Source organism: Amycolatopsis sp. NPDC104587 (genome assembly GCF_055583645.1).
This window is the reverse complement of record NZ_JBVJNO010000007.1, coordinates 365,207-389,668: the sequence shown is the minus strand read 5'-3', so window position 1 is coordinate 389,668 and position 24,462 is coordinate 365,207. Positions and strand designations below refer to the sequence as shown.

Genomic DNA, 24,462 nt, shown 5'->3' with positions numbered 1-24,462 from the left:
CTGAGGGTCCGACACTCTTACGTGTCGCATAGGAACAGGAGCTTTGTGTGACGGACAGTGCCGCCCCCATCGACGTGGAGCGGCTGTCGGGCATCGACCCGGCGGCGGCGGACCAGCAGCTGAACGACAAGGTCGGGATGAAACTGCTGGAAGCGACGGCCGAGCGGGTCGTCGGCACCATCCCGGTCGAGGGCAACCTCCAGCCGTACGGCCTGCTGCACGGCGGCGCCAACGCCGTGCTCGCCGAGGCGCTGGGGTCCACGGTGGCCGCGCTGAACGCGGGCCCGGGCCGCGCGGCGATGGGGCTGGAGCTGTCCTGCACCCACCACCGGGCCGTCCGCTCGGGCACGGTCACCGGCGTCGCGACGCCGCTGCACGTCGGCCGCGGCACGATCACCGCCGAGATCGTGCTGACCGACGACGAGGGCCGCCGCACCTGCACCGCCCGGCTCACCTGCGTCGTCCGGGACCGCCCGCCGGGCGCGTGAGCCGGTGGACCTCGACCTCGCCCAGGTGCGGGCGTTCGTCGTCACCGCGGAGCAGCTCCACTTCGGGCGGGCCGCCCAGGCGCTGTTCCTGACCCAGCAGGCGTTGTCGAAGCGGATCCGGAAGCTCGAGGAAGCGCTGGCCACACCGCTGTTCCGGCGCACCCGCCGCTCGGTCGAGCTCACCGCCGAGGGTGAGCGCTTCCTCCCGCACGCGCGTGAGCTGCTGCGGGTGGCCGACGCCGCCGTGGCCGCGCTGGGTGCCGGCGACCGGCCGCTGCGCCTCGACCTCGTCGACGTCCGGCTCTCCCCGATGTTCCTGCTCCGCCGGCTCGCCGTGCGGGAGCCCGCGCTGCGGATCGACCGGGTCGCCGGCGCCGGGTTCGCCCACGCGGTCGAGCCGCTGCTGTCCGGCGAGCTCGACGCCGCCTTCGGCCGGGTGACCGGCTTCGGGCGGCCGCTGCCCGACGAGCTGGAGCACCGGGTCGTCCGGCTCGAACCGCTGGTCGCGCTGCTCGCCCCGGAACACCCGCTGGCCCAGCTGGCCGTGCTGCCGCTCGAAGAGCTGCGCGCCGACGGGATCTGGCTGCCCGGGTCCGGCGGCGCCGCCGAATGGCTGTCCTACCTCGCGGCGATGTGCGCCCGCTTCGACGTCCCGATCGACGACTCCGGCGTCAGCTACGACCTGCGGCACACCCTGGAGCAGACGCGGTACGGCAAGCGCCGGGTCACCCTGGCCGGGGCGGACATGGAGCTCGCGCCCGACCTCAACCTGAAGGTGCTGCCGTTCTCGCCGTCACCGCTGTTCCCGTGGTCGCTGGTGTGGCGGCGCGGGAACACGAACCCGGCGCTGCGGCGGCTGCTGGCCCTGGCCGGGCGCACCAGCCGTGAAGAGGACTGGTGCGCCTACGACCCGGGCCACGCCTGGCTGCCGGACGAGGACCTCAGCCTCGCAGCCGCCGCGCGAACCACTCGCTGAACGCCGTGTCGACGGCGGTCGCGGCCGCCGTCCCCGGTGGGAACTCGTGCGCCATCCCGGCGACGGTCACCAGCTCGGTCCCCAGCTTCTCGCTCAGGGCCGCGGCGGGCTCGCGCACGGCGACGTCGTCGTCCGCGCCGGCGACGAGCAGCAGCGGCGCGCTCAGCTCGCCGGCCCGGTTCACGTAGTCGTAGCGCGCGGCCACCGCGAGGGACCGCTCGGTCCACGCGTAGGTCACGCCGTAGCGCCGCTCGTTGGCGGCGATCATCGGCGCGAGCCGGACCACGGGGCTGGCGACCGCGCCGGCCGCGATTTCGACGTCTCCGCGCGCCAGCACCTCCAGGGCCACGATCGCCCCGGCCGAGCCGCCGAACACGCCCAGCGGCCCGGTCGCGCCCGGCAGCCGGTCGCGCAGCTCGGCCAGCGCCGCCGGGAACTCCCCCGCCGCCTGCTCGGTGACCGGCTCGAACATGTTCAGCACGGCGTCCTCGCCCGCCCGCCGGAAGACTTCTTCGGGACCGCCTTCGGGCAGCCGGGCGCCGGTCAGCGGCAGGCCGAAGTACACCCGCCACGCCGGCAGCCCCGCCATCGGGACGGCGGCGGCCATCGCCTGCTCACCGGCCGGCGCGTCCATCAGGTGCCAGCCCGCGACCAGCGCCGCCGGCGCGTCCGGGTCCGCCGGCGGCATCGCCACGAACGGCACGCCGGCCGCGATTCCCTCGATCATCGTGTGCTCCCTCGGTTCTTGGTGTGCCCCAAGCAAACCGTGGGAAGGAGCGGCGGGTCCAACAGCCTTTCCGGCGCCGGTGACAACCGATGGTTGTGAACAGAACCGGCCCCGTGCGCGAGCGCGCACGGGGCCGGTGAGGGGAAGCTCCGGACGTCAGCCGACGCCCAGGTAGGCCTCCTTGATGCTGTTGTCCGCCAGCAGCTCCTTGCCGGTGCCGGACTTCGTGATCTGCCCGGTCTCCAGCACGTAGGCCCGGTGGGCCCGCGACAGCGCCTGCTGCGCGTTCTGCTCCACCAGCAGCACGGTGGTGCCCTGCTTGTTGATCTCCGTGATGATCCGGAAGATCTGCTGGATGAACTGCGGGGCCAGCCCCATCGACGGCTCGTCCAGCAGCAGCAGCTTCGGCTTCGCCATCAGGGCGCGCCCGATGGCGAGCATCTGCTGCTCGCCGCCGGACATCGTGCCGCCCAGCTGGGTCTTGCGCTCCGCCAGGCGCGGGAACAGCTCGAACACCCGCTCCAGGTCGCCGCTGAGGTCCTTGCGGTCCTTGCGGGCGTACGCGCCCATGTCGAGGTTCTCCATCACCGTCATGCCGGGGAAGATGCCCCGGCCTTCCGGCGCCTGCGAGATCCCGCGGACCACGCGGAGGTCACCGCGCAGCTTGGAGATGTCCTCCCCGGCGAAGGAGATCTTCCCGCTCGAGATCGGGCGGATCCCCGAGATGGCCCGCATCGTCGTCGACTTGCCGGCGCCGTTGGCCCCGATCAGCGTGACGATCTCGCCCTCGTTCACCGAGATGGACAGCCCGGACACCGCCTGGATCCGTCCGTAGTGGACGGACACGTCCGACAGCTCAAGCAACGTCATCGTCAGGCACCCCCAGGTAGGCCGCGATCACCGCGGGGTTCTCGCGGATCTCCGCCGGCACTCCTTCGGCGATCTTCTTGCCGAACTCCAGCACCACGATCCGGTCCGTCACGCCCATGACGAGCTTCATGTCGTGTTCGATCAGCAGCACGGTGTACCCGTCGTCGCGGATCGTCCGGATCAGCTCCATGAGCTGCTCCTTCTCCGCCGGGTTGAAGCCCGCCGCGGGCTCGTCCAGGCAGAGCAGCTTCGGCTCGGTGGCCAGCGCCCGCGCGATCTCCAGGCGCCGCTGGTAGCCGTAGGGCAGGTTCTTCGCCCGGTCGGCCGCGCGGTCGGCGATGCCGACGAACTCCAGCAGGGCCATCGCCTTCTCGACGGCGGCCTTCTCCTCGTGGTGGTGCCGCGGCAGCCGCAGCAGCGCCCCGAGCAGGCTGGTCTTGTGCCGCGCGTCGGTGCCGACGACGACGTTCTCCAGCGCGGTCATCTCGCCGAAGAGCCGGATGTTCTGGAACGTCCGCGCGATGCCGAGCTGGGTGATGCCGTGCCGCGACGTCTTGCCCAGCGCCTTGCCTTCGAGCCGGACCTCACCGGAGGTCGGCCGGTAGACGCCGGTCATCGCGTTGAAGCACGTCGTCTTGCCCGCGCCGTTCGGCCCGATCAGGCCGAGGATCTCGCCGCGCCGGATGTCGAAGGTGATCTCGTCCAGCGCGACCAGGCCGCCGAAGCGCATGGTCACGTTGTCGACCTCGAGCAGCGTCTGCCCGACCTCGACCTCGATCTCGCGGTCCGGCGCGACGACTTCGGCGACTTCGGCGTCGTGCTCGGCCCGCTCCTCGGCCGTCATCTGCTGCAGCTCGGCGACGAGGCCGCCCTCCGCGACGACCTCGGGACCGCCGTTCTGGGGCTCGGTCATGACTTGCTCCCCGGGGTCGGTTCGGTCTGCAGCGCACCGTCACTGCTGATCTGCTCACCTCGGCCCAGCAGCCGCTGGTACGCCTGCCTGCCGTAGGCGAGCAGCCGCTGGCGCGCGCCGAGCAGGCCCTGCGGGCGGAAGATCATCAGGATGATCAGCGCCAGGCCGAAGATCAGGTACTTGTACTCGGCGATCGCCTGGAACCGCAGCGGGATGTAGGCCACCACGGCCGCGCCGAGCAGGACGCCGACCTTGTTGCCCGAGCCGCCGAGGATCACCGCGGCCAGGAACAGCATCGACGTGACGACGTCGAACTTCTGGTTGTTCACGAAGCCGAGCTGACCGGCGTAGAGGGCGCCGGAGAGGCCGCCGATCGCCGCGCCGCTGATGAACGCCCAGATCTTGAACTTGAACGTCGGCACGCCCATGATCTCCGCCGCGTCCTCGTCGTCCCGGATGGCGACCCAGGCGCGGCCGACGCGGCTGCGCTCCAGGTTCCCGACCAGGAACAGGACGGCGATGATCAGCGTGACGCACAGCCAGTACCACGGCGTGCCGTTCGAGTTGTTGAACAGCGCCGAGCCGTCGGCGTTCGTGCCCGGCGGGTGCCCGACCTCCTTGAAGCCGGAGTTGCCGCGCAGCGGGCCGACGTTGTCCGCCAGCAGGCGGACGATCTCGCCGAACCCGAGCGTCACGATCGCCAGGTAGTCCCCGCGCAACCGCAGCGTGGGTGTCCCGAGGATCACGCCGAAGATCATCGTGACGGCCATCGCGATCGGCAGCACGACGAGGAACGGCAGGTGCGACAGCGACGAGTCGGGGCTGGTGAACAGCGCCATCACGTAGGCGCCGATGGCGAAGAACCCGACGTACCCGAGGTCCAGCAGGCCGGCCTGGCCGACCACGACGTTGAGGCCGATGGCGACCAGCGCGTAGCGGGCCACCTCGAACATCGCGATCGGGAAGTCGTACCCGGGCTGGGTGGTGAGGATCGGCGGGTTCAGCACCGGCAGCAGGTAGATCAGCACCACCAGCGGGATCAGGACACCCCACTGCTGGACGCGGCTGAGGTTGTTCCACCGCTCGCCGAACGTGCGCTTCTTGCCGGTCGCGGCGGCCGGCGGAGTCGTGGTCGTCGTCATACCCGCGCCTTTCCGAGCGACTCGCCGAGGATGCCGGTGGGCCGGATCATCAGGACGAGCACCAGCAGGACGAATGCGACGATGTCACGCCAGCCACCACCGAACAGCGACTGGCCGTAGTTCTCGGCGACGCCGAGCAGCAGGCCGCCGAGCAGCGCGCCGCGCAGGTTGCCGATCCCGCCGAGCACCGCCGCGGTGAACGCCTTGATGCCGAGCAGGAACCCGCCCTGGTACCACGCGCCCTGCGGGATCTTCATCATGTAGAACAGCGCCGCCGCGCCGGCGAGCAGGCCGCCGATAAGGAACGTCAGCATGATGACGCGTTCCTTGTTGACGCCCATCAGCGTCGCGGTGTCCGGGTCCTGCGCCACTGCGCGGATGCCGCGGCCGAACTTGGTCTTGTTGACGAAGTAGTTGACGCCCAGCATGAGCACGATCGACGCGATCACCGTGATGATCGTGACGTTGGTGATGCTGCCGCCGAAGAGCGTGAAGACTTCCTGGTTGCGCATGAGCCGGATGCCCAGCTCGGGGTTGCCGCCCCGCCAGATGAAGATGAGCTGCTGCAACACGAAGGAAGCGCCGATCGCGGTGATCAGGAAGACCAGCTTCGGCGCCCCGCGTTTTCTCAGCGGCCGGTAGGCGACCCGTTCCAGGACCACCGCCGTGCCGCCCGAGACCGCCATCGACGCGATCAACGCGAGCACCAGGAAGCCGATCAGCTCGATCGCGGTGAGCGTCGGAGTGTTGCCGGGCCGGAACCCGAGGCCGTAGAAGGTGAACCAGGTCGCGTAGACGCCGTAGATGAAGACTTCGGAGTGCGCGAAGTTGATGAGCTTCAGGACGCCGTAGACGAGGGTGTAGCCCAGCGCCACCAGCGCGTAGATGCTGCCGTAGGCCAGCCCGTCGAACGTGTTGTTCCAGAACTGGTCGAGGAACGCGTTCACGTCGAACGTGATCCAGCTGTCGCTCTGGGCCAGCACGAGCGAGCTCACGTGATGAGTCAATGACACACTAGTTCTCCATGTGGGACCGGGGTGCAGGCCCGGCGGGATCGAGCCGCCGGACGTGCACCCCGGTAATCAGAACGGAAGCGTTGCGCTACTTGATCTCGGTGTTGCGGACGATCTTCCCGCCCTCGACCTTGTAGGTCCACACGGTCGTGCTGGAGAGCTCGCCCTTGTCGTCCCACTTGAAGTGCTTCGTGATGCCCTGGCCGTCATAGGTCTTCACGAAGTCGAGCAGCCCCGCGCGGTCCTTCTTGCCCGAGTCGATGCCCTTGAGCAGGATCGTCGCCAGGTCGTAGGCCTCGGGCGAGTAGGTGCCCGGGTCCTTGCTGAAGGCCGACTTGTAGGCGTCGGTGAACTTCGTGAACTGGTCCGCCGGGACACAGGGGCAGGTGAAGTACGCCTTCGCGGCCGCCTCGCCGGCGCCCTTGACGAACTCGTCGTCCTTCACGCCGTCCGGGCCGATGAACTTGGCCTCGACACCCGCGTCGTTCAGCTGCTGCGCGAAGGGAGCGGCTTCCTGGTAGTACCCGGAGTAGAACACCGCGTCCGGCTTCTCGCTCTTGATCTTGTTGACCACGGCCGAGAAGTCGGTCTGCTTCGTCTTGACGCTGTCCTGGCAGGTGCCCTTGTCGCCGAGCGCCTGGATGGTCGAAGCCGCCAGGCCGGTGCCGTAGTCGGAGTCGTCCTTGATGACGCACACCTTGGCGGCCTTGAGCTCGCCGGTGATGAACTTCGCGGCGGCCGGGCCCTGGGTGTTGTCGTTGCCCAGGCCGCGGAAGAAGGTCTTCCAGCCGTTCTGGCTCAGCGTCGGGTTGGTGGCCGACGGGGTCACCGTGACCAGGCCCGCACCGTTAAAGATGTTGCCCGCGGCCTTCGACTCACCGGAGAACGGCAGGCCGACGACACCGATGATGCCCGGGGTGTTGACGATCTGCGTCACGATGCCCGGCGCCTTGTCCGGCGTGCCTTCGGTGTCGAACTGCTCCAGCTTGACCTGGCAGCCCGCGTTGGCCTTGTTGTGCTGGTCGACGGCAAGCTTCGCGCCGTTCAGGATGTTCTGGCCCAGCGCGGCGTTGGCGCCGTTGATGGTGCCCGCGTACGCGATGGAGGTCGGGGCGCACTGCGCCTTGCCGTCGCCGGCCGGGTCGGCCGCGTCGGCTGCGGCGGACGGAGCCGCGGCCTGGGACTGCGAGCTCGCGCTGCTGTCGCCCGAGCCGCTGTCGGTCCGTGCCGAACACGCGCTGAGGGCAATGGCCCCGGCTGCGGCCAGCACGATGACCCTCGTAAGTCGTGCTTTCTGCACTCGTTCCTCCAAATGCCACCTGGCCGCCCGGTCGGACGGCTGTCCCCACGTGGGACCTGACTGGCCGCTGAAAGTAGCCGCCCCGGAAGCCGTTGCACAGAGTCACGCGTGCTCTTGTAGCCACATCGTGACGGTCGTCACGAGTATTAACGTATGATTTACACCCGCTCGTCGTAACCACGACCAGCGGGTGGTGACTCTCGGTGCACAGACTGGGACTTGACGCACGGATCGGGGTGTGCGTCAGGCGTGCAGAGTCTACGGACCCGGAGTGGATCACCACGGCGGACCACGCCAGGAAGGCTCGCAAAGGTACCAAGTGCGCCCTTTCGGGCACCCGGAGCGTCACGAAAAAGGGGTGTGACCACGCATCGCGGTCACACCCCTTGGTCCGGTCGGGTCAGCTGCCGATGCTCTCCACAACGGCTTCGGCGACGGCCTTCATCGTGGTCCGGCGGTCCATGGCGGTGCGCTGGATCCAGCGGAAGGCGTCCGGCTCGGTGAGGCCCTGACGGCTCATCAGCAGGCCCTTGGCGCGGTCGATGACCTTGCGCGTCTCGAGCCGGTCGGTGAGCCCGGCAACCTCGGCTTCGAGGGCCTGCAGCTCGGAGAACCGGCTGACGGCGAGCTCGATGGCCGGCACGAGGTCCCGCTTGGCGAAGGGCTTGACGAGGTAGGCCATGGTGCCGGCGTCCCGCGCCCGTTCGACGAGGTCCCGCTGGCTGAAGGCGGTGAGGATGACAACGGGGGCGATCCGGTCCCCGGTGATCTTGGACGCGGCCTCGATACCGTCCAGTTTGGGCATCTTGACGTCGAGGATCACGAGATCGGGCTTGAGATCGGTGGCCAGCGCAATGGCCTGCTCACCATCCCCGGCCTCCCCGACGACTTCGTACCCCTCTTCACGCAGCATTTCGACGAGGTCCAGCCGGATGAGCGCCTCATCTTCCGCGACGAGCACCCGACGCTGCGGCACGGTGGCGGCACCGTTGGCCTCGGTAGCCTGATCGGTCACCGGGGTCCTCCTGAAGACTCGGCGGGACGTTGGTCTTCGCGGCTTACCGCGAACCTGAAGCCTACCGGGAACGATCCAGTTGCCGAGATGGCGTTCACCACGTAGTGGCCTGCACGACACCCCTGCCCCGGTCACTGCCGGAGGTCGATGATCCCGTAGAGTCACCACGTCACGCCCCCGTAGCCCAACTGGCAGAGGCAACGGATTCAAAACCCGTCCAGTGTGAGTTCGAATCTCACCGGGGGCACAGTGGCACACCAGCACAGAACGGCCCCTGACCAAGTGCTATCCGGTCAGGGGCCGTTCTCGTGGGTCCTGCGGTATCCGGCCGCCCACGCCCCCCATGCGCCCCCCCAGCTGTCCGCCGTCAGGTCTCCCGGACTCCGTGCTGTTGCGGGCAGCTGCGATCCCGTTGCCCTGTCAAGACGGCAGGCCCAAGATCCCGTGCCGGCCCGCTCGTGAAGCGACGATCTCGACGAAGCGCTGCTAGACGACGAACGGCAGCGCGTGCGCCCTGTCGAAGAAGAAGTCCGCCGGCTTCTCTTCGTCGGGCGCGGAGACGATCACCGTCACGGCGGTCGGCCCGGGAGCCGGTGAAGCAGGCATAGAAGCCGAGCCTGGAACCGTGCGCGCCCCGCTGAGCTCGAAATACGTGGCCGGGTGCTCGCCTTGGCCGGTCTCGATGGTTGAAGTGCAGTGCAAGGAGCCATCGAATTCCCAGGTCACCAAAGACATGGCGGGAATGCTGTCCGCTGGCCATCCCCGTTTTCAGCCGTCGCACTCGAGCGCCTTTCGATGCGGGTCGTGCGGCCGGCTCCAGGCGCTCGTCCGCCGCTTTCCGCGACTGCGCGTCGATTTCCGCGGCCAGGCCATTCTGCTGCTGGGGTTCGGCCTGCCCGGCCGGAGCGGGCTGCGGAGGCACTGGTGCCTACTGTGCAAGCCATAGTCGCGTTTGGACTGTGCTCTCCCGTCCCCTCAGGCCATTTCGAGCACGGCCCGGTAGCGGGCGCGGCCGGCGCGAACGACCGAGATCGCTTTGTCGATCTCCGCCACCGGGAACGTCTCGACCTGCGGGCCGATCCCGTGGCGGGCGGCGAAGTCCAGCATCAGCCGGGTTTCGCTCGGGGACGCGGGCACTCCGCCGGAGATCGTCTTCTCGGCCGGCAGCAAGTGCATCGGGTGCACGGAGATCGCGTCGGACGGCACCCCGACGATGCTGAGCCTGCCCTGCGGGACGAGCAGGTCGAGGTAGTCGTCCCAGGGCAGGTTCGCCGAGACGGTGGACAGGACGAAGTCGAACGATCCCGCCGCGGCCGCGAGCGCGCCTTCCTCGTTCGTCGCGATGAACGAGGAAGCGCCGAAGCGGCGTGCGTCGTCCTCCTTGGCGCGCGACGTCGAGATCGCGGTGACGTCGCATCCCCACCGCGCGAGGAACTGGAGGGCCAGGTGCCCGAGCCCGCCGATGCCGACGACGGCGACGCGGTCGACCGAGCGGACGCCGTGCCGGATCAGCGGGGCGAAGACGGTCACCCCGGCGCACATCATCGGCGCGGCCTGCTCGGACGGGATCGCGTCGGGGATCGGGTAGGCCATGCGCCAGTCCGAGACACGCAGCAGTTCGGTGAACGCGCCCCGGTCGCCGCGCAGCACCGTGTCGTCGCGGCGGGCGCAGAGGTTGTGGCGGCCGCTCACGCACTGCGGGCACCGGAAGCACGCGCCGGCGATCGCGCCGACACCCACCCGGGCGCCGATCGGCAGCAGCTCCGGGTCGACCGCGGAGCCGATCGCCTCGACCACGCCGACGGCTTCGTGGCCGGCGACGCACGGGAACCGGGTGATGCCGAACTCGTCGTCGATCTGGCCGATGTCGGTGTGGCAGACCCCGCAGTGCGTGACGCGGACATCGGCCTCCGCCGGGCCGGGTTCACCGCTTTCGCGCTCGTACGGTTCGAGGGGCGAGCCCGCGGAGCGAGCCGCGTAGGAGGTGACGAGCATGGTGTCCCTTCCTCTCGGTCGTTCGCTTTCCTGCCACCGTACAGTACGAAACGGTTTCGTACCGTTTGACGCTGTGAGCTGCCAATACACGCCGATAAGACGTGGTCTATGCTCGGGTCATGAGCGAGCGCCACCCCCTTGATCCCCTGCGTGACGCCCGGCTCCTCGACGCGGCGCTCGAGCTCGTCGCGGAGTCGGGGTACGTGTCGATGACGGTGGACGCCGTGGCCGCCCGGGCCGGGGCTTCGAAGGCGACCATCTACCGGCGGTGGCGCAACAAGCGCGAGATCATGCTCGCCGCGATGGCCCGCTACCACGGCAAGCAGACGCCGTGGTCGGTCGACACCGGGACGTTCCGCGGCGACCTGCTCGCGCATGTCCAGCGGCTGTCCGACGTCCTCAACGGCTTCGACGGCCGGCTCGCGGTCGGCCTCGTGCAGGCGCGCGCGTCCGACCCGGAGCTGATCGACGAGCTCGAAACGCGGTCCGCCAGCGGCGCGCGGCTCCCGCCCGAGGTCGTCGACCGGGCGCTCGAGCGCGGCGAGCTGAGCCACCGGGTGAACCACCACCTGTTCGAAGAGGTGGTCGCCTCCGCGCTGTTCATGCGCTGGCTGTGGCGGCTGCCGACGGACGCCGCGTTCCTCGAGCACGTCGTCGACGACCTCGCCCTGCCCGTGCTGCGCGCCAGCGAGCTCGACACTCCGAGCTGACGGGTCAGAGGCCGCGGCGCAGCGTCTCGGCCGCGGACTCGAGATCGGCGCGGACGGCCCGCGCGATGCGAGCCGCGCTGCCCTCGTCGAGGTGACGCTGGAGACTGTGGGCGTAGACATTCCACAACCCGGCGACCGCCGCCGCGGTGATGCGGACGGCGGGGTCGGTCACCGGGGCGCCGGACCGGCCGGCCAACGCGGTCGCCGCCGCGTCGGTCAGCCGGTCGTGAGCCTCACGGCCGTGCGCGACCAGGGCCGGGGTCGAACGGATCAGCCGGCCGAACCGGCGCACCGCCGGCAGTCCGTGCTGCCGGGCCGACGCGACCAGGAAGTCGAGCTCCGCGCCGAGCACCGCCAGCGCCGCGTCGAGCGGCGCGGTCGCGGGATCCGCGAGCCCCTCGGCCAGCGCGTCGATCTGGACGTCCCACCGGTCGGCCAGCAGGGCTTCCTTGCTGCCGAAGTGGTTGAAGACGGTTTTCTCGGTGACCCCGCAGGCGCGCGCGACGTCGGCGACGCGGACGGCCTCGAACCCCTGTTCCGCGAACATCCGGGTCGCCGTCGCGGACAGCAGCTCCCGCAGCTCGCGCTTCCGCCGGTCTCGCAACGACTCCACCACGCCATCGTACAGCGCGAGTACTGTTTACAGTGACTGTAACTTTACGGCCACTGGAGGCATCGCATGAGCGAGTTCGAGGTCGTCCGCGAGTACGCCCACCCCCGGGCGCGGGTCTGGCAGGCCCTCACCGACCCGGCCCTGGTCCCCCGCTGGACGTCGACCGGCCGCGGCGGCCGTCCCGAAGGCTTCACCGCGGAGGTGGGCACGAGATTCCGGTTCGTCGGCCGCCCGGTCCCGGGCTGGGACGGCATCGTCCGCTGCGAGGTCCTCGCAGCGGACGCGCCGGAACTGCTGAGCTTCAGCTGGCGCAACCAGGAGTCCGACGCCCCGAGCACGGTGGTGTGCCGGTTGGCCGAGACCGCCGCCGGAACCCGGCTGACCTACCACCACACCGGGTTCCGCGGTGCCGGCGGTTTCCTGATGGCCCGCCTGCTGCACCGGGTCCGGCGCCGCATGCTCACCGAAGGGCTGCCGAAAGTCCTGGCCGAGCGAGACTGGTGACCGCGGGTCAGAAACCCGGGAACACGCGACGCAGGTCGTCGAGCGTGACGGTGCCTTCGACGGTGACCCCGCGGTCGTACGGCGCCTTGAGCCGGCCGCTGACCAGCCGGACGAACGCCTCCGCCGGGCCGTTGAACGTCGCCGACGGCGCCTCGAGGTGGTCGACCACCGTGACGGCGTCGCCGATCACCAGGCCGCCGCCGGGCACCGCCATCGACACCGGGTCCGCGAGCTCGGCCGGCTTCGCCAGGAAGCTCAGCATGAACCCGACCGGCCCGGTGAGGAGGTCGAGCAGCACCGCGGCCGAACCGGCGTTCACCCCGGCGTCGGGGTCGAAGGCCACCCGCACGTCCCAGGAGTGGTTGGCCACCTCGCTGAGCCGCATGCCGACGGCGGTCAGCAGCGGGACCGGCTCCGGCAGGAACCCGAGGTCGACGGTCAGCGACGTGCGCTGCTCGGGCGTGAGCGCTTCGACCGTCTCGAGCCAGCGGGCGTTGTGCTCCAGGAAACCCTCGGCCTGCTCTCGCGGCGTGGAAGCGTCCCAGCGGGCCCAGATCGTCTGGTTCTCTTCGGCCGGCACGGTCTCGCCGGCGGCCCGGGCGATCGGCGCGCGGCCGATCTCCGCGCCGCTGCCGAGGTGCGAAAGCGCCTGGGCGACGGTCCATTCGGAAGCGCCGCTGGTGGTGGCCAGCTGGGCGTCGGTGAGGACGCGGGCGAGGGCGGCGAGCGTGTCGTGCTCGGAACGGAGGGCGGCGATCGTGCGGTCCACGAGTTCACTCATGCCACGCTCAACTCACGAGTGGACGGGGATGTTCCGCTCCGCTCGTGACCACCGCGCCGCCAGTCCGGCGGCGTACCTCGCCCGCTCGGGATCGACCCCGGCCCGGGCGACCAGCCGCAGCCGCGAGACGCCGTCGGGGACGCTCGGCGGGCGGAAGCAGCCGACGATGATCCCTTCCGCGTCGAGGCGGTCCGCCGCAGCCACGGCCTGCTCCGCGGAGTCCGCGGGGATCGACTGCACCGCGCCGGGCGCCCGCGGCACTCCCGCGGCCTCCGCGATCACCGCGGCGACGTCGTGCAGCTGCGCGACCCGCCCCGGTTCGGCGGTGACGATCCGGCAGGCCTCGGCCGCACCCGCCGCCGCGGCGGGCGCGAGGCCCGTGTCGAAGATGAACGTGCGCGCGGTGTTGACCAGGTGCTCCCGCAGCAACGGTGAGCCCAGCACCGCGCCACCCTGGGTCGCGAGCGCCTTCGACAGGGTCGCCGTCACGACGACGTGCGGGGCGCCCGCCAGCCCGGCCGCGTGGACCGCGCCGCTCCCCTGCCCGGCGACGCCGATGCCGTGGGCTTCGTCCACCACGAGGAACGCGTCGTACTCCGCGCACAGTGCCGCGGTCCGCCCGAGATCCGCCGCGTCGCCCAGCACCGAATAGATCGACTCGACAACCACCACGGCGCGGGGTTGCGTGCGCTCGCGGAGCAGCCGCTCGAGCGCGTCCAGGTCGCCGTGCGGGCAGATTTCCACCGGGGAACGGGAAAGCCGGGCGCCGTCGATCAGCGACGCGTGCACGTGCGCGTCGGACACCAGCAGCGTGTCCGGGGAGCCCAGCGCCGTCAGCAGGCCGACGTTGGCCGCGTAGCCGCTGGAGAAGGCCAGGCACGCCGGCTGTCCGGTGAGCCGCGCCAGTTCCGTTTCGAGCTCCGCGTGGCAGGCGGCCGTCCCGGTCACGACGCGCGAAGCGCCGGCTCCGGCGCCGTACTCTTCGATGGCCCGTGTCACGGCCGCGCGCACCCGGGGATCCGCGCCGAGGCCGAGGTAGTCGTTCGACGCCAGGTCCAGCCGCCCGGGCCAGGACCGCGGATGCCGCCGGACGTCGGTGCGGCGGACCAGGCCGGCCCGCCGCCGGTCGGTGTCCGCGGCGGCGAGCCAGTCGTGCATCGCGGTCATGCGTTGGCCGGGTCGGTGGTCCCGGCGCCGCGCGTCCGGATCGACGGCGTCGTGCGGTGTTCGTGTTCTCCGGCGCCGAGGACCTCGAACCCGGCGTCGGCGATCATCGCCAGGTCGTCCCGCGCGGCCTGCCCCTCGCTGGTGAGGTAGTCGCCCAGGAACAAGGAGTTCACGACGTGCAGCGCGAGCGGCTGCAGCGAACGCAGGTGCATCTCACGCCCGCCCGCCATCCGGACTTCCCGGTCGGGACAGGTGAACCGCGCCAGCGCGAGGATCCGCAGCGCGCGCAACGGCGTCAGCTCCCACGTGCCGGCGAGCGGGGTGCCCTCGAACGGCATCAGGAAGTTCACCGGGATCGAGTCGCTGTCCAAGGCGCGCAAGGCGAAGAGCGCGTCGATCAGCTCGTCGTCGGTCTCGCCCATGCCGACGATCAGGCCGGAGCACGGGGAAAGTCCCGCGGCTTTGGCCTTTTCGACCGTCGCCACCCGGTCGTCGTACCCGTGGGTCGTGCAGATCTCCGCGTACCGCGACTCGCTCGTGTTCAGGTTGTGGTTGTAGGCGTCGACACCGGCGTCGCGCAGCCGCTCGGCCTGCCCCTCCCGCAGGATCCCGAGGCACGCGCACACCTCGACCCCGGCGTGCGCGGACTTGACCGCCTCGACCACCCCGGCGACACGGTCGACGTCGCGGTCGCTCGGGCCGCGGCCGCTCGCGACGAGGCACACCCGGGACGCGCCGCCGTGGATGCCCGCGGTGGCCTGCCGGACGGTCTCCTCGGCCGAAAGCCACGAGTACTTGAGGATCTGCGCGGACGACCCGAGCCGCTGCGAGCAGTAACCGCAGTCCTCCGGGCACAGGCCCGACTTGAGGTTGACGAGGTAGTTGACCTTGACGCGGTTGCCGAAGTGGGCCCGCCGGAGCCGCCCGGCCGCGGCGACCAGCCCGAGCACCTCCTCGTCCGGCGTCTCCAGCACCATCCGGGCGTCCTCGCGCTCGAGGACACCGCCGGCCAGCTGCCGGGAGGCCAGGTCATCGACTGTTTTGAACACCCGTCAAATCCTAGGCGAGGCAGACCTCGCCGGGCAAGCCGGGACCGGCACAATGGGGCCATGAAGGTGACGCGCGCCCAGATCGTCGACCGGGCGTACGACCTGCTTCGCGAACGCGGGCTGAGCAGCCTGTCCATGCGCCGCGTCGCCCAGGAGCTGGGCGTGCAGCCCGGTGCGCTCTACTACCACGTCGCGAGCAAGCAGGAGCTGCTCGCCGTCGTCGCGGAGCGCGTCCTCGCGGAGCTCCCCGCGTCGGCTTCCGATCCCCGCGCCGTCGCCCAGGACCTCCGCCGCGCGCTGCTCGAAGTCCGCGACGGCGCCGAAGTGGTGTCCTTCGTGCAGGCGTACCGCCCGGACGTCCTCGTGCCGGCGCAGGTGCTGCACCGCCTCTTCGCCGAGCAGCTCGGGCCGCGCCGGGCCGGCTGGGCGGCGCGGACCGTCGTCCACTACGTGCTGGGTTTTGTCGCCGAAGAACAGAACCGGGAAGAGCTCGTCCGCGCCGGGATCGTCGACGACGTCCCCGGCCGGGCCGCGGAAGCGGGCGAGGCCTTCCTGTTCGGCGTCGACGCGATCCTCAGTGGACTCGGCCCGCGACGGTCGCCGTAGGGCACGCCCGCCACGAGGTCACCCGGCTTGCCCGTGCGCTCGAGGTCGTCGAGCGCCGCGTCGACGATCTCGGGGCCCGCCGGTGGCCGCGTTGCCGAACCGCGTCGAGTCGGCACCTCACGGACGTCGCACCGGGTCACGAGGCACGCGGCCGTGCCGAACGGGATCGAACCGGACCCGTCGCCTGGGCATTGGCCTCTCGGGCGCCTTGGTCATTTCCCGTCCGCCGGCCCACGACTGTCAACGCGGCGACGGCGGCCGCGCCGGCCAGCGACACCACGAGGCACACGACCACGGCGGCGTCCCAGCCCGCGAGCAGGCTCGCCGGGGTGACCGGCGGGCGGACCGCCACCAGCGTCACGACCGTGACCCCGAGCGCCGCGCCGACGTACCGGCTCGTGTTGTTGATCCCGCTGCCCATGCCCGTCCGGTGCGGCGGGACGCTCGCCACCGCTTCGCGCCCCAGGGAAGCGTTCACGACGCCGGTGCCGAGCCCGGCCACCGCCAGGCCCGCGTACAACCAGCCCCGGCCCGAGTCCGGGCCGAGGAAGGCCATCGGCACCAGTCCTAAGCTGACGACCACCAAGCCGGCGCTCAGCCGCGCGCCGCCGGGCACCGTGGCCGGGAGGTGCCGGGTCAGCAGGGCCGAGCCGACGCTCGTCGCCGACCAGACCAGGACCGACAGGGCCGCCGCCATCGGCGTCAGCGCCAGGCCGTTTTCGAGCAGGGTGCAGACGAACGACATCAGCGCCGTGACCCCGGCGCCCGCGACGAACGCGCCGATCGTCGCCGAAAGCAGGGCCGGCCGCCGGAACAGGGTGAGGTCGAGCATCCCGTCTTCGGTCCGCGCCTGGTGGGCGGCGAACGCGCCGAGCAGCACGACCGCGGCGACGATCAGGGCCACCTCCAGCGGGCTCGTCCAGCTCTGCCGTCCTTCGGTCAGCGCGGCCAGCAGTGCCGCGAGCCCACCGCCCAGCAGCAGCGAACCCGTGACGTCGACCGCCCGCTTCCGGCCCGAAACCGACTCTTCGAGCAGGACCCGGCCCAGCACGGCCACCCCGAGGGCCAGAGCCGTGGCGACGAAGTAGAGCGTGCGAAAGCTGTCGAGCCCGGCGCCGGCCAGCGGGCCGAGGGCGATCCCGGCGCCGAGGCACGCGCCCCACACCCCGGTCGCGCGGCCGCGCCCGGTGGCGTCGGGGAAGGCCGGCCCGAGCACGGCGAGCCCGCAGGCGAGCACCGCGGCGGCGCCGAGCCCTTCCACGACGCGGCCGGCGACGAACGTGACCGGTTCGGGAGCGACGGCGCACACCAGCGACCCGGCGGCCAGCACGACGGCGCCGGCGACGAAGACGCGTCGGCGGCCGAAGTCGTCGCCGACCGCGCCGGCCGGCAGCAGCGCGACCGCCAGCCCGAGGCTCATCGAGCTGAGGATCCACGACGTCGCGACCGCGCCGGCGCCGAGCCCGCCGGTCACCGCCGGGACGATCGACAGCGGCGCGGTGAAGACGAACAGGGCCAGCAGGGTCCCGCCGCCGGAGGCGACGAGGACGGCTCCGGGACGGCGCTCCATGCGAGCTCCTCGTTGATTCGGTGACCGAACTCTTTCGCGGCGAGGCTAGCACGGTTGGTTCGGTGAGCGAACTCTTCTGTGGCACACTGGCGCCCATGGCACTGCCGCGTGAGTACACCAACCAGGCCTGCTCGATGGTCCGCGCGCTGGAGATCGTCGGCGAACGCTGGACCCTGCTGATCGTCCGGGACGCGGTGTTCGGCGTCCGCCGGTTCAGCGACTTCCTCGACCACCTGGGCATCCCGCGCGCGGTGCTGACCGAACGCCTCGAGTTCCTGGTCGGCGAAGGGGTGCTCGCCCGCGTGCCGGGCCCGGGCAAGCGCAGTGAATACGAGCTGACGCCGAAGGGCCTGGGTCTCTGGCCGGTTGTCCGCACCCTGGCCGCCTGGGGCGACGAGCACTACGCACCGGCCGGCCCCCGGCGGGTGTTCGTGCACGCGGACTGCGCCGGCGAGGTCTCGCCGTCGGGTGTCTGCCTGCGCTGCGGCGGGGAGGTGCCGGTCGCGGACACGGTGCTCACCCCGGGGCCGGGCCTGCCCCCGCGGTCACCGGACGCCGACCCGGTCACGGCGGCCCTGTCCCAACCGCGGCTTTTGCTCCGGCCCGTCCGGTGACGATGCCCAACCGTAAGCGAATTCTCCTTCTCCCAGGAGTGAACCGCGGAGACGGCGGGTATCACGGGCGGACCGTCGAACAAGGGAGCTGTCGTGGGAATTCTGGTGGGCCTGCTGGTGATCTGGGTCGTGCTCGTCGTGCTGGGCATCGCGATCAAGGGACTGTTCTGGCTGATCATCGTCGGCGCGGTGCTGTTCGTGGCGACCGGCGTGATCGGTTTTGTGAAGCGGGAGGCTTTGGGCCGCAAGCGCTGAGGGACCCCTCCCCGGGGAGCCGTCCGACGCTGCAATGGCGCGCGACCTGAAGCAGCTCCGCCGCAAGCTCCCGCCCCGGGGTTTCGGGCAGGAGAGCGGAATGGTGCGCACGATGCCCGGCGGGTCCTACCTGGTGACCGAGGACCTGGACCCGGTGGGCCACGGGATGGGCGGCACCCGGCCACCCGGGAGGGGTGGAAGCGGATGCTCGAGACGCTCAACCGCCCTCGCACTCTTTGAGCAACGCTGAAGACGCAGAAGCCGCCCGCCTTCCCCACTCTGTAGTCGGACCCATATCCGGCGTGGAAAGGTGAGCTTGATGCGTCCCTATCGGATCGACGTCCCCGATTCCGAGCTCGAAGACCTGCGGACGCGGATCGCCTCGACCCGCTGGCCGGCCGCCGTTTCGGTGCCCGGCTGGGAACGTGGTGTCCCCGCCGACTACCTCCGGGAGCTCGCGACCTACTGGGGGACCACCTACGACTGGCGCGCCGCCGAGGCGGAGCTCAACCAGTACCCGCAGTTCGTCACCGAGCTCGACGGTGTCGACGTGCACTTCCTGCACGTCACCTCGCCCGAGCCCGGCGCGACCCCGCTGCTGCTGACCCACGGCTGGCCCGGCTCGATCGTCGAGTTCCTCGACGTCATCGGCCCGCTGTCCGACCCGGCCGCCCACGGGCTCGACCCCGCGCAGGCCTTCCACCTGGTGATCCCGTCGATCCCGGGGCACGGCTTCTCCGGGCCGGTCACCGAGCCGGGCTGGGACGTCAACCGCGTCGCCGCCGCCTGGGCCACCCTGATGGCGGAGCTCGGCTACCGCGACTACGTCACCGCCGGTGGCGACTGGGGCTCGCTGATCTCCCTCGCGCTGGCCCACCACGCGCCCGAGCAGGTCAAGGCCGCGCACGTGTCGATGCTGCTCACCGTGCCCTCCGGTGACCCGGCCGAGTTCGCAACCCTCACCGAAGCCGACGGTGCGCGGCTGGCCGGGCTGGGCCGGTTCGAGGCCGAGCTGTCGGGCTACATGAAGGTCCAGAGCACCCGGCCGCTGACCATCGGCTACAGCCTCAGCGACTCGCCGGTCGGGCAGCTGGCCTGGATCGTGGAGAAGTTCCACGACTGGAACAACGCCGTCAAGACACCCGAGGAGCAGGTCGGCCGCGACCGGCTGCTGACCAACGCCAGCCTCTACTGGCTGACCGGCACGGCGACGTCGTCGGCGCAGTTCTACTACGAGTCCGGCGCGCACCTGGGCAAGATCTTCACCCCCGGGGTCGACCCCGACCCGGTCACCGTCCCGGTCGGGGTCGCCGTGTTCGGGCAGGACCCGGCGCTGCCGGTCCGGCCCTTCGCCGAGCGGGACTACCCCAGCATCAGCCGATGGAGCGAGTACGAGCAGGGCGGGCACTTCGCCGCGCTGGAGCAGCCGAAGGTCTACGTCGACGACATCCGCGCGTTCGTCGCTTCGCTCGACCAGTAGGTCCGGTTCTCCCTCCCGGGACAGGATGTCCGATACCCGGGAGGGAGTTCCCGGCCCCGCGGCGCGGACAGTCGGCATCCGGCCGGTCCCCGAGGTCACGACCACCGACGCGGTCGCGTACGCCTTTCGCGCCTTCCCCGACATCGAGGGGCTGCGGTTCGCCGAACCGGCCCGGCACGTCCTGGCCGTCGCGTGTTACCTGCCGCTGTTGTTGTGGACGCCGTGGCGCCTAACGGGCCATTCCGTGCCAGAGCAGGTCGGCGAGGCTCTCCGCGTCGCGCTCCCACTTCCCGTTCGGGTCGAGGAGCAGCAGCCCCGCCAGGCCACGCAGCACCTGGACCGGCTCGAGGCCCGGCCGCACCGTGCCGGCCTCGGTGTTGGCGTCCAGCAAACTCGCCACCGCGCCGACCATCGCGTCGTAGGCGCTCGCCGGGAGCTCGCCGCGGGACGCCGTGGCGGTGCGCAGCGCGTCGGCCAGCCCCTTCTTCGTCATCATGTAGTGCGCCAGGTGCTCGGTCACCCACACCCGGAAGGCCTCGTCCGCGGTGTGCTTGTCCAGCAGCACCGGCACGATGTCGACGATGTGCCGGACCTCCCGCTGGTACACCGCGAGGATCAGCGACTCCGGGGTCGGGAAGTGCCGGTACACCGTGCCGACGCCGACCTCGGCCTGCTTCGCGATCGCGTTGAACGACACCTCGCCCGTCTGGGCCAGCGACGCCGCGGCGGCGACCAGGATGCGTTCGTGGTTGCGCCGGGTGTCCGCGCGGCGGGGGCTGACCGAACCCGTCGTCATCGTCCCTCCCGGTGCTGTGGCCGTCTCGGCTGAATGTAGTGCAGGAACCGCCGGAGCTGGACCAACTCCAGCCGGGCACGTCTTTGCGAACCGGATTGTAATCCGCTAGCCTCGCGAACAGGTCAAGCGGATGAATATCCGGTACCTGATCGCCGCCACCACCACCGTCGGGTCCAGCACCGGACGAGCTGCGGAAAGAGACCAGTGGACATATCACTCGAAGTCAACGGAACCACCGAACACCTGGACGTCGATCCGGGGGTCACCCTCCTGGACGCGTTGCGCGAGCGCCTGGAGGTCACCGGCCCGAAGAAGGGCTGCGACCGCGGGCAGTGCGGCGCCTGCACCGTGCACGTCGGCGGCCGGCCCGTGCTCTCGTGCCTCACCCTGGCCGCCACCGTGAAGCAGCCGGTGACCACCGTCGAAGGACTGTCCACAGAGGACAGTCTGCACCCGGTGCAACGGGCCTTCGTCGACCAGGACGCGCTGCAGTGCGGGTTCTGCACCGCCGGCCAGATCATGTCGGCGGTCGCCGCCGTCGAGCAGGACGTCACCGACGTGCGGGAGTTCATGTCCGGCAACCTGTGCCGGTGCGCCGCCTACCCGAACATCGTCAAGGCCGTCGAGCAGGCGAGGCGGGCCGATGCGTCCCTTTGAGCTGACCGCCCCCACCACCGTCGAAGCGGCGCTCGGAACGCCCGGCACGTTCCTCGCCGGCGGGACGACGCTCGTCGACCTCATGAAGCTCGACGTCCTCACGCCGCAACGCGTCCTCGACATCAACGAGGTCCCGCTGCGCGGCATCGACACGACCGAAGGGCTGCGGATCGGCGCGCTGGAGCGGATGAGCGCCATCGCCGCCCACCCGGACGTCTACCCGGCGATCTCGCGCGCGTTGCTGCTGAGCGCGTCGCAGCAGATCCGGAACATGGCCAGCATCGGCGGGAACCTGCTGCAGCGCACCCGCTGCTCGTACTTCCGCGACATCGCTTCGCCGTGCAACAAGCGCGAGCCCGGCAGTGGCTGCCCCGCGCTCGAGGGTGCCAACCGGATGCACGCGATCCTCGGCACCAGCGACTCCTGCGCGGCCACGCACGCCAGCGACGTCGCCGTCGCCTTGGTCGCGCTCGACGCCCGCGTGAAGCTGGCCGACGCCGAGGGAACCCGCGAAGTCGCGCTTCGCGACTTCTACCAGCTCCCCGGTGACACCCCGGCGCTGGAGAACGACCTGCGGCCCGGCGAGCTGATCACCGAGGTGGTCGTCCCGCGGCTGGACTGGGCGGTGAACTCCACCTACGTCAAGGTCCGCGACCGGCAGTCCTACGAGTTCGCGCTCTGCTCGGCCGCTGTCGCGCTGGACGTGCGGGACGGCGTCGTCGCCGACGCGCGGGTCGCTGCCGGCGGAGTCGGGACGGTGCCGTGGCACCTGCCCGCCGTCGAAGAGGCCCTGAAGGGCCGCCCGGCGACCGAGGCCGCCTTCGAAGAAGCCGCTTCGGTGGCCGCCGACGGCGCCACCCCGTTGCCGGACAACGCGTTCAAGGTGCCCTTGCTCAAGCGCACTCTCGTCCGCGCCCTGCTCGAACTCACCGAGGGGAGCTCCCGATGATCACCCGGCTGGACGCGCCGCTGAAGGTCACCGGCGAGGCCAAGTACGGCGCCGACCACTCCTTCCCCGGCATGGTCTACGGCTACGTCGTGCTCAGCACGATCGCCCACGCCGAGATCGAAGCCATGGACTTCTCCGCGGCGCGGGAAGCACCCGGCGTGCTCGGCGTCTACTCGCCGTTCGACCCGCTGGAGATGCGCACGGCGACCTCGCCGCTGTTCGGCGAGACGTGGGTTCCCTTGCAGGACAAGGAAGTCACCTACTACGGCCAGCCGATCGGCTTTGTCGTCGCGGCGACGTTCGAGCAGGCCCGCGACGCGGCGATGCTGGTGAACGTCGGCTACCGCGCACTGCCGGCCCGGACGTCGCTGACCGAAGGCCTCGCCACGGCCGAGGACGCGCCGCCCGCGCGTGACGGCGCGCCGCCGACCCTGGAGATCCTGGCCGACGGCGTCGAGTCCATCGAGGACGCGTTCGCCGTGAGCCCGGTGGTCGTCGAGGCGACCTACACCACCGCGACCCAGAACCACGCCGCGATGGAGCCGCACTCCGCGGTCGCGGTGTGGGACGACGGCGAGCTGACCGTCTACAGCGGCAACCAGGCCTCGAACCTGCAGGCGATGGAGCTGGCCAGCGCGCTGGGGCTGGACCTGGAAGCCGTGCACTGCGTGAACCCGTTCGTGGGCGGCGCGTTCGGCGGCAAGGGCCGGACGTCCGCGCCGGCGTTCCTGGCCGCCGCGGCGGCCCGCGACCTGGGCCGGCCGGTGAAGGCCGCGCTGACCCGGGAGCAGGTCTTCACCGCGACCGCGGGCCGGGCGGCGACCGTCCAGACGATGCGGCTCGGCGCCGAACGGGACGGCACGCTGGTCGCGCTGAGCCACGACTCGTGGTGCAGCACCGACACCGCCCGCTCGTTCGTCGAACCGACGTCGCACGGCACGTCGCGCGAGTGGTACGCCACGCAGAACCTGGCCATCAGCCAGAAGGTGGTGCCACTCAACATCCCGCCGACGACGTTCATGCGGGCCCCGGGCGAGGCGCCCGGCTCGTTCGCGCTGGAGAGCGCGATCGACGAGCTGGCCGTCGCGCTGGGCATGGACCCGATCGAGCTGCGGATCAAGAACAGCTCGACCGCCCCGCCCGGCAAGGACCTGCAGTGGTCGAGCAAGCACCTCGACGAGTGCTTCCGCGTCGGCGCGGGCCGGTTCGGCTGGGCGCACCGCCCGGCCGGCTCGCGCACCGACGGCGACTGGCTCGTCGGCATGGGCGTGGCCACGGCGATGTTCCCCGCCCTGCGGTTCCCGGCCACGGTCGGCATCACGCTGAAGGCGGACGACACCGCCGAGGTCGCGACGAGCGGCGCGGACCCCGGCACCGGCCTGCTCACCGTGCTGTCCCTGGTGGGCGCCGAGTCGCTGGACATCCCGGCCGACCGGATCACCCCCCGGCTCGGCGACTCGTCCCTCCCGCCGGGTGGCCTCTCCGGCGGCTCGACGGCGACGGCGAGCGCCGGCACGGCCATCATGATCGCGGCCACCAAAGCGATCGACGAGCTGGTGGCCCTGGCGTCGGACCCCGGCGCGCCGTTCGAAGGCGCCGAAGTCACCTACGCCGACGGACGCGTCTTCGCCGACGGACGCACGATGACCTTCGGCGAGCTGCTGCGGACGCTGGGCCGGGAGACGCTCGAGGTGACCGGCTCGTCGGCGCCCGGCGAAGAGCTGACCAAGCACTCGTTCAGCTCGTGGGGCGCCCAGTTCTGCGAGGTGCGGGTGCACCGGCTGACCCGCGAGGCGCGGGTGTCGCGGATGCTCGGCGTGTTCGACGCGGGCCGGATCATCAACGACAAGGCGGCCCGCAGCCAGATCATGGGCGGCATGATCTGGGGTGTCTCGGCCGCGCTGCACGAGGGCCTGGAGATCGAGGGGAACGGCCGGCTCGCCAACGGTGACTTCGCGAGCTACCTGCTCCCGGTGAACGCGGACATCCCGGCGGTCGACGTCCACTTCGTCGAGTACCCGGACACGCTCCACAACGCGGTCGGCGCGCGGGGTCTCGGCGAGATCGGCACGGTCGGCATGGCCGCGGCCGTCGCCAACGCCGTGTACAACGCCACCGGCACCCGGGTCCGGCACATCCCGATCACCATCGAAGATCTGCTCGAAGATTGAAAGCGGCGGGGGGGGGGGGGGGGGGGGGGGGGGGGGGGGGGGGGGGGGGTTGTCGCTTGGCCCGCCGGCGCGGGTGTAGTCGTGTGCCGGGTGGTTGGGGT

Annotated in this window: 26 protein-coding genes and 1 tRNA gene; 12 read left to right on the top strand and 15 right to left on the bottom strand. The window is 71.2% G+C overall.

Annotation, left to right across the window (positions count from 1 at the left end; genetic code table 11):
* Positions 1-47: 47 nt before the first annotated feature.
* Both ACZ61C_RS23865 and ACZ61C_RS23860 read left to right on the top strand, forming a co-directional pair.
* Entirely contained in the window at positions 48-488 is a 441-nt protein-coding gene (locus ACZ61C_RS23865) for a hotdog fold thioesterase (protein WP_410672442.1), read from the top strand.
* Positions 489-492: 4 nt separating this feature from the next.
* A complete protein-coding gene (locus ACZ61C_RS23860) occupies positions 493-1,464 on the top strand; it encodes a LysR family transcriptional regulator (RefSeq protein WP_465310004.1) in 972 nt (323 codons plus the stop codon).
* Here ACZ61C_RS23860 and ACZ61C_RS23855 read toward each other — a convergent pair.
* The 7 genes from ACZ61C_RS23855 to ACZ61C_RS23825 all read right to left on the bottom strand — a co-directional run bounded on the left by ACZ61C_RS23855 (position 1,430) and on the right by ACZ61C_RS23825 (position 8,444).
* Positions 1,430-2,191 (bottom strand): alpha/beta hydrolase family protein, encoded by a 762-nt coding sequence (locus tag ACZ61C_RS23855; protein WP_465310003.1) that lies wholly within the window; start codon positions 2,189-2,191, stop codon positions 1,430-1,432. The genes ACZ61C_RS23860 and ACZ61C_RS23855 overlap by 35 nt on opposite strands.
* A gap of 156 nt (positions 2,192-2,347) precedes the next feature.
* Positions 2,348-3,061, bottom strand: coding sequence for an ABC transporter ATP-binding protein (locus ACZ61C_RS23850; RefSeq protein WP_465310002.1), 714 nt, complete (start codon positions 3,059-3,061; stop codon positions 2,348-2,350).
* Complete coding sequence (locus ACZ61C_RS23845; protein ID WP_465310001.1) at positions 3,048-3,974, bottom strand: ABC transporter ATP-binding protein; 927 nt, start codon at positions 3,972-3,974, stop codon at positions 3,048-3,050. The genes ACZ61C_RS23850 and ACZ61C_RS23845 overlap by 14 nt, the downstream gene beginning before the upstream one ends.
* A complete protein-coding gene (locus ACZ61C_RS23840) occupies positions 3,971-5,116 on the bottom strand; it encodes a branched-chain amino acid ABC transporter permease (protein WP_465310000.1) in 1,146 nt (381 codons plus the stop codon). The genes ACZ61C_RS23845 and ACZ61C_RS23840 overlap by 4 nt, the downstream gene beginning before the upstream one ends.
* Complete coding sequence (locus ACZ61C_RS23835) at positions 5,113-6,111, bottom strand: branched-chain amino acid ABC transporter permease (RefSeq protein ID WP_465309999.1); 999 nt, start codon at positions 6,109-6,111, stop codon at positions 5,113-5,115. Before ACZ61C_RS23835 ends, ACZ61C_RS23840 begins: the two co-directional genes overlap by 4 nt.
* 106 nt (positions 6,112-6,217) lie before the next feature.
* Positions 6,218-7,399 (bottom strand): branched-chain amino acid ABC transporter substrate-binding protein, encoded by a 1,182-nt coding sequence (locus ACZ61C_RS23830; RefSeq protein WP_465309998.1) that lies wholly within the window; start codon positions 7,397-7,399, stop codon positions 6,218-6,220.
* Positions 7,400-7,829: 430 nt separating this feature from the next.
* Positions 7,830-8,444, bottom strand: a complete 615-nt coding sequence (locus tag ACZ61C_RS23825; protein WP_020646628.1) for an ANTAR domain-containing response regulator — start codon at positions 8,442-8,444, stop codon at positions 7,830-7,832.
* Between the two features lie 173 nt (positions 8,445-8,617).
* Between ACZ61C_RS23825 and ACZ61C_RS23820 the strand changes: the two genes are divergently transcribed.
* Positions 8,618-8,691: transfer RNA gene (locus ACZ61C_RS23820), tRNA-Leu, on the top strand.
* Between the two features lie 239 nt (positions 8,692-8,930).
* On the opposite strand, the gene ACZ61C_RS23815 is transcribed toward ACZ61C_RS23820, so the two are convergent.
* A complete protein-coding gene (locus ACZ61C_RS23815; RefSeq protein WP_465309997.1) occupies positions 8,931-9,179 on the bottom strand; it encodes a hypothetical protein in 249 nt (82 codons plus the stop codon).
* A gap of 240 nt (positions 9,180-9,419) precedes the next feature.
* Entirely contained in the window at positions 9,420-10,439 is a 1,020-nt protein-coding gene (locus tag ACZ61C_RS23810) for an NAD(P)-dependent alcohol dehydrogenase (RefSeq protein WP_465309996.1), read from the bottom strand.
* A gap of 119 nt (positions 10,440-10,558) precedes the next feature.
* Here ACZ61C_RS23810 and ACZ61C_RS23805 point away from each other — a divergent pair, with 119 nt between their 5' ends.
* Complete coding sequence (locus ACZ61C_RS23805) at positions 10,559-11,149, top strand: TetR/AcrR family transcriptional regulator (RefSeq protein WP_465309995.1); 591 nt, start codon at positions 10,559-10,561, stop codon at positions 11,147-11,149.
* Positions 11,150-11,153: 4 nt separating this feature from the next.
* Here ACZ61C_RS23805 and ACZ61C_RS23800 read toward each other — a convergent pair whose 3' ends face one another.
* Entirely contained in the window at positions 11,154-11,762 is a 609-nt protein-coding gene (locus tag ACZ61C_RS23800; RefSeq protein WP_465309994.1) for a TetR/AcrR family transcriptional regulator, read from the bottom strand.
* 66 nt (positions 11,763-11,828) lie between these two features.
* Between ACZ61C_RS23800 and ACZ61C_RS23795 the strand changes: the two genes are divergently transcribed.
* The gene (locus ACZ61C_RS23795; RefSeq protein ID WP_465309993.1) at positions 11,829-12,266 is read left to right on the top strand and encodes an SRPBCC family protein; all 438 of its coding nucleotides are present in this window, start codon (positions 11,829-11,831) and stop codon (positions 12,264-12,266) included.
* 7 nt (positions 12,267-12,273) lie between these two features.
* Here the strand turns inward: ACZ61C_RS23795 and ACZ61C_RS23790 are convergent, their stop codons facing one another.
* Genes ACZ61C_RS23790 through bioB form a run of 3 tightly spaced genes read right to left on the bottom strand, consistent with a single transcriptional unit; the run spans position 12,274 to position 15,263 of the window.
* Positions 12,274-13,047: a maleylpyruvate isomerase family mycothiol-dependent enzyme gene (locus tag ACZ61C_RS23790; protein WP_465309992.1), complete on the bottom strand. Its 774-nt coding sequence runs from the start codon at positions 13,045-13,047 to the stop codon at positions 12,274-12,276.
* Between the two features lie 12 nt (positions 13,048-13,059).
* The gene (locus ACZ61C_RS23785; RefSeq protein ID WP_465309991.1) at positions 13,060-14,214 is read right to left on the bottom strand and encodes an 8-amino-7-oxononanoate synthase; all 1,155 of its coding nucleotides are present in this window, start codon (positions 14,212-14,214) and stop codon (positions 13,060-13,062) included.
* The gene (bioB, locus tag ACZ61C_RS23780; protein ID WP_465309990.1) at positions 14,211-15,263 is read right to left on the bottom strand and encodes a biotin synthase BioB; all 1,053 of its coding nucleotides are present in this window, start codon (positions 15,261-15,263) and stop codon (positions 14,211-14,213) included. Before bioB ends, ACZ61C_RS23785 begins: the two co-directional genes overlap by 4 nt.
* Positions 15,264-15,323: 60 nt before the next feature.
* Between bioB and ACZ61C_RS23775 the strand changes: the two genes are divergently transcribed.
* Positions 15,324-15,869, top strand: a complete 546-nt coding sequence (locus tag ACZ61C_RS23775; RefSeq protein WP_465309989.1) for a TetR family transcriptional regulator — start codon at positions 15,324-15,326, stop codon at positions 15,867-15,869.
* 136 nt (positions 15,870-16,005) lie between these two features.
* Here the strand turns inward: ACZ61C_RS23775 and ACZ61C_RS23770 are convergent, their stop codons facing one another.
* A complete protein-coding gene (locus ACZ61C_RS23770) occupies positions 16,006-17,439 on the bottom strand; it encodes an MFS transporter (protein ID WP_465309988.1) in 1,434 nt (477 codons plus the stop codon).
* Positions 17,440-17,534: 95 nt separating this feature from the next.
* On the opposite strand from ACZ61C_RS23770, the gene ACZ61C_RS23765 reads away from it, so the two are divergent.
* The 3 genes from ACZ61C_RS23765 to ACZ61C_RS23755 all read left to right on the top strand — a co-directional run bounded on the left by ACZ61C_RS23765 (position 17,535) and on the right by ACZ61C_RS23755 (position 19,788).
* The gene (locus ACZ61C_RS23765; protein ID WP_465309987.1) at positions 17,535-18,053 is read left to right on the top strand and encodes a winged helix-turn-helix transcriptional regulator; all 519 of its coding nucleotides are present in this window, start codon (positions 17,535-17,537) and stop codon (positions 18,051-18,053) included.
* 93 nt (positions 18,054-18,146) lie between these two features.
* Entirely contained in the window at positions 18,147-18,308 is a 162-nt protein-coding gene (locus tag ACZ61C_RS23760; RefSeq protein ID WP_465309986.1) for a hypothetical protein, read from the top strand.
* Between the two features lie 319 nt (positions 18,309-18,627).
* Positions 18,628-19,788, top strand: a complete 1,161-nt coding sequence (locus ACZ61C_RS23755; protein WP_465309985.1) for an epoxide hydrolase family protein — start codon at positions 18,628-18,630, stop codon at positions 19,786-19,788.
* Positions 19,789-20,017: 229 nt separating this feature from the next.
* Here the strand turns inward: ACZ61C_RS23755 and ACZ61C_RS23750 are convergent, their stop codons facing one another.
* Positions 20,018-20,584 carry a TetR/AcrR family transcriptional regulator gene (locus tag ACZ61C_RS23750; protein ID WP_465309984.1) on the bottom strand — a complete coding sequence of 189 codons (567 nt, stop codon included), beginning with the start codon at positions 20,582-20,584 and terminating at the stop codon, positions 20,018-20,020.
* Positions 20,585-20,788: 204 nt separating this feature from the next.
* Here ACZ61C_RS23750 and ACZ61C_RS23745 point away from each other — a divergent pair, with 204 nt between their 5' ends.
* Genes ACZ61C_RS23745 through ACZ61C_RS23735 form a run of 3 tightly spaced genes read left to right on the top strand, consistent with a single transcriptional unit; the run spans position 20,789 to position 24,361 of the window.
* The gene (locus ACZ61C_RS23745) at positions 20,789-21,241 is read left to right on the top strand and encodes a (2Fe-2S)-binding protein (RefSeq protein WP_465309983.1); all 453 of its coding nucleotides are present in this window, start codon (positions 20,789-20,791) and stop codon (positions 21,239-21,241) included.
* Positions 21,228-22,190, top strand: a complete 963-nt coding sequence (locus tag ACZ61C_RS23740; RefSeq protein WP_465309982.1) for an FAD binding domain-containing protein — start codon at positions 21,228-21,230, stop codon at positions 22,188-22,190. Before ACZ61C_RS23745 ends, ACZ61C_RS23740 begins: the two co-directional genes overlap by 14 nt.
* On the top strand, positions 22,187-24,361 hold the full coding sequence (locus ACZ61C_RS23735) for a xanthine dehydrogenase family protein molybdopterin-binding subunit (RefSeq protein ID WP_465309981.1): 2,175 nt from the start codon (positions 22,187-22,189) through the stop codon (positions 24,359-24,361). Before ACZ61C_RS23740 ends, ACZ61C_RS23735 begins: the two co-directional genes overlap by 4 nt.
* The last annotated feature ends 101 nt before the right edge of the window (positions 24,362-24,462 follow it).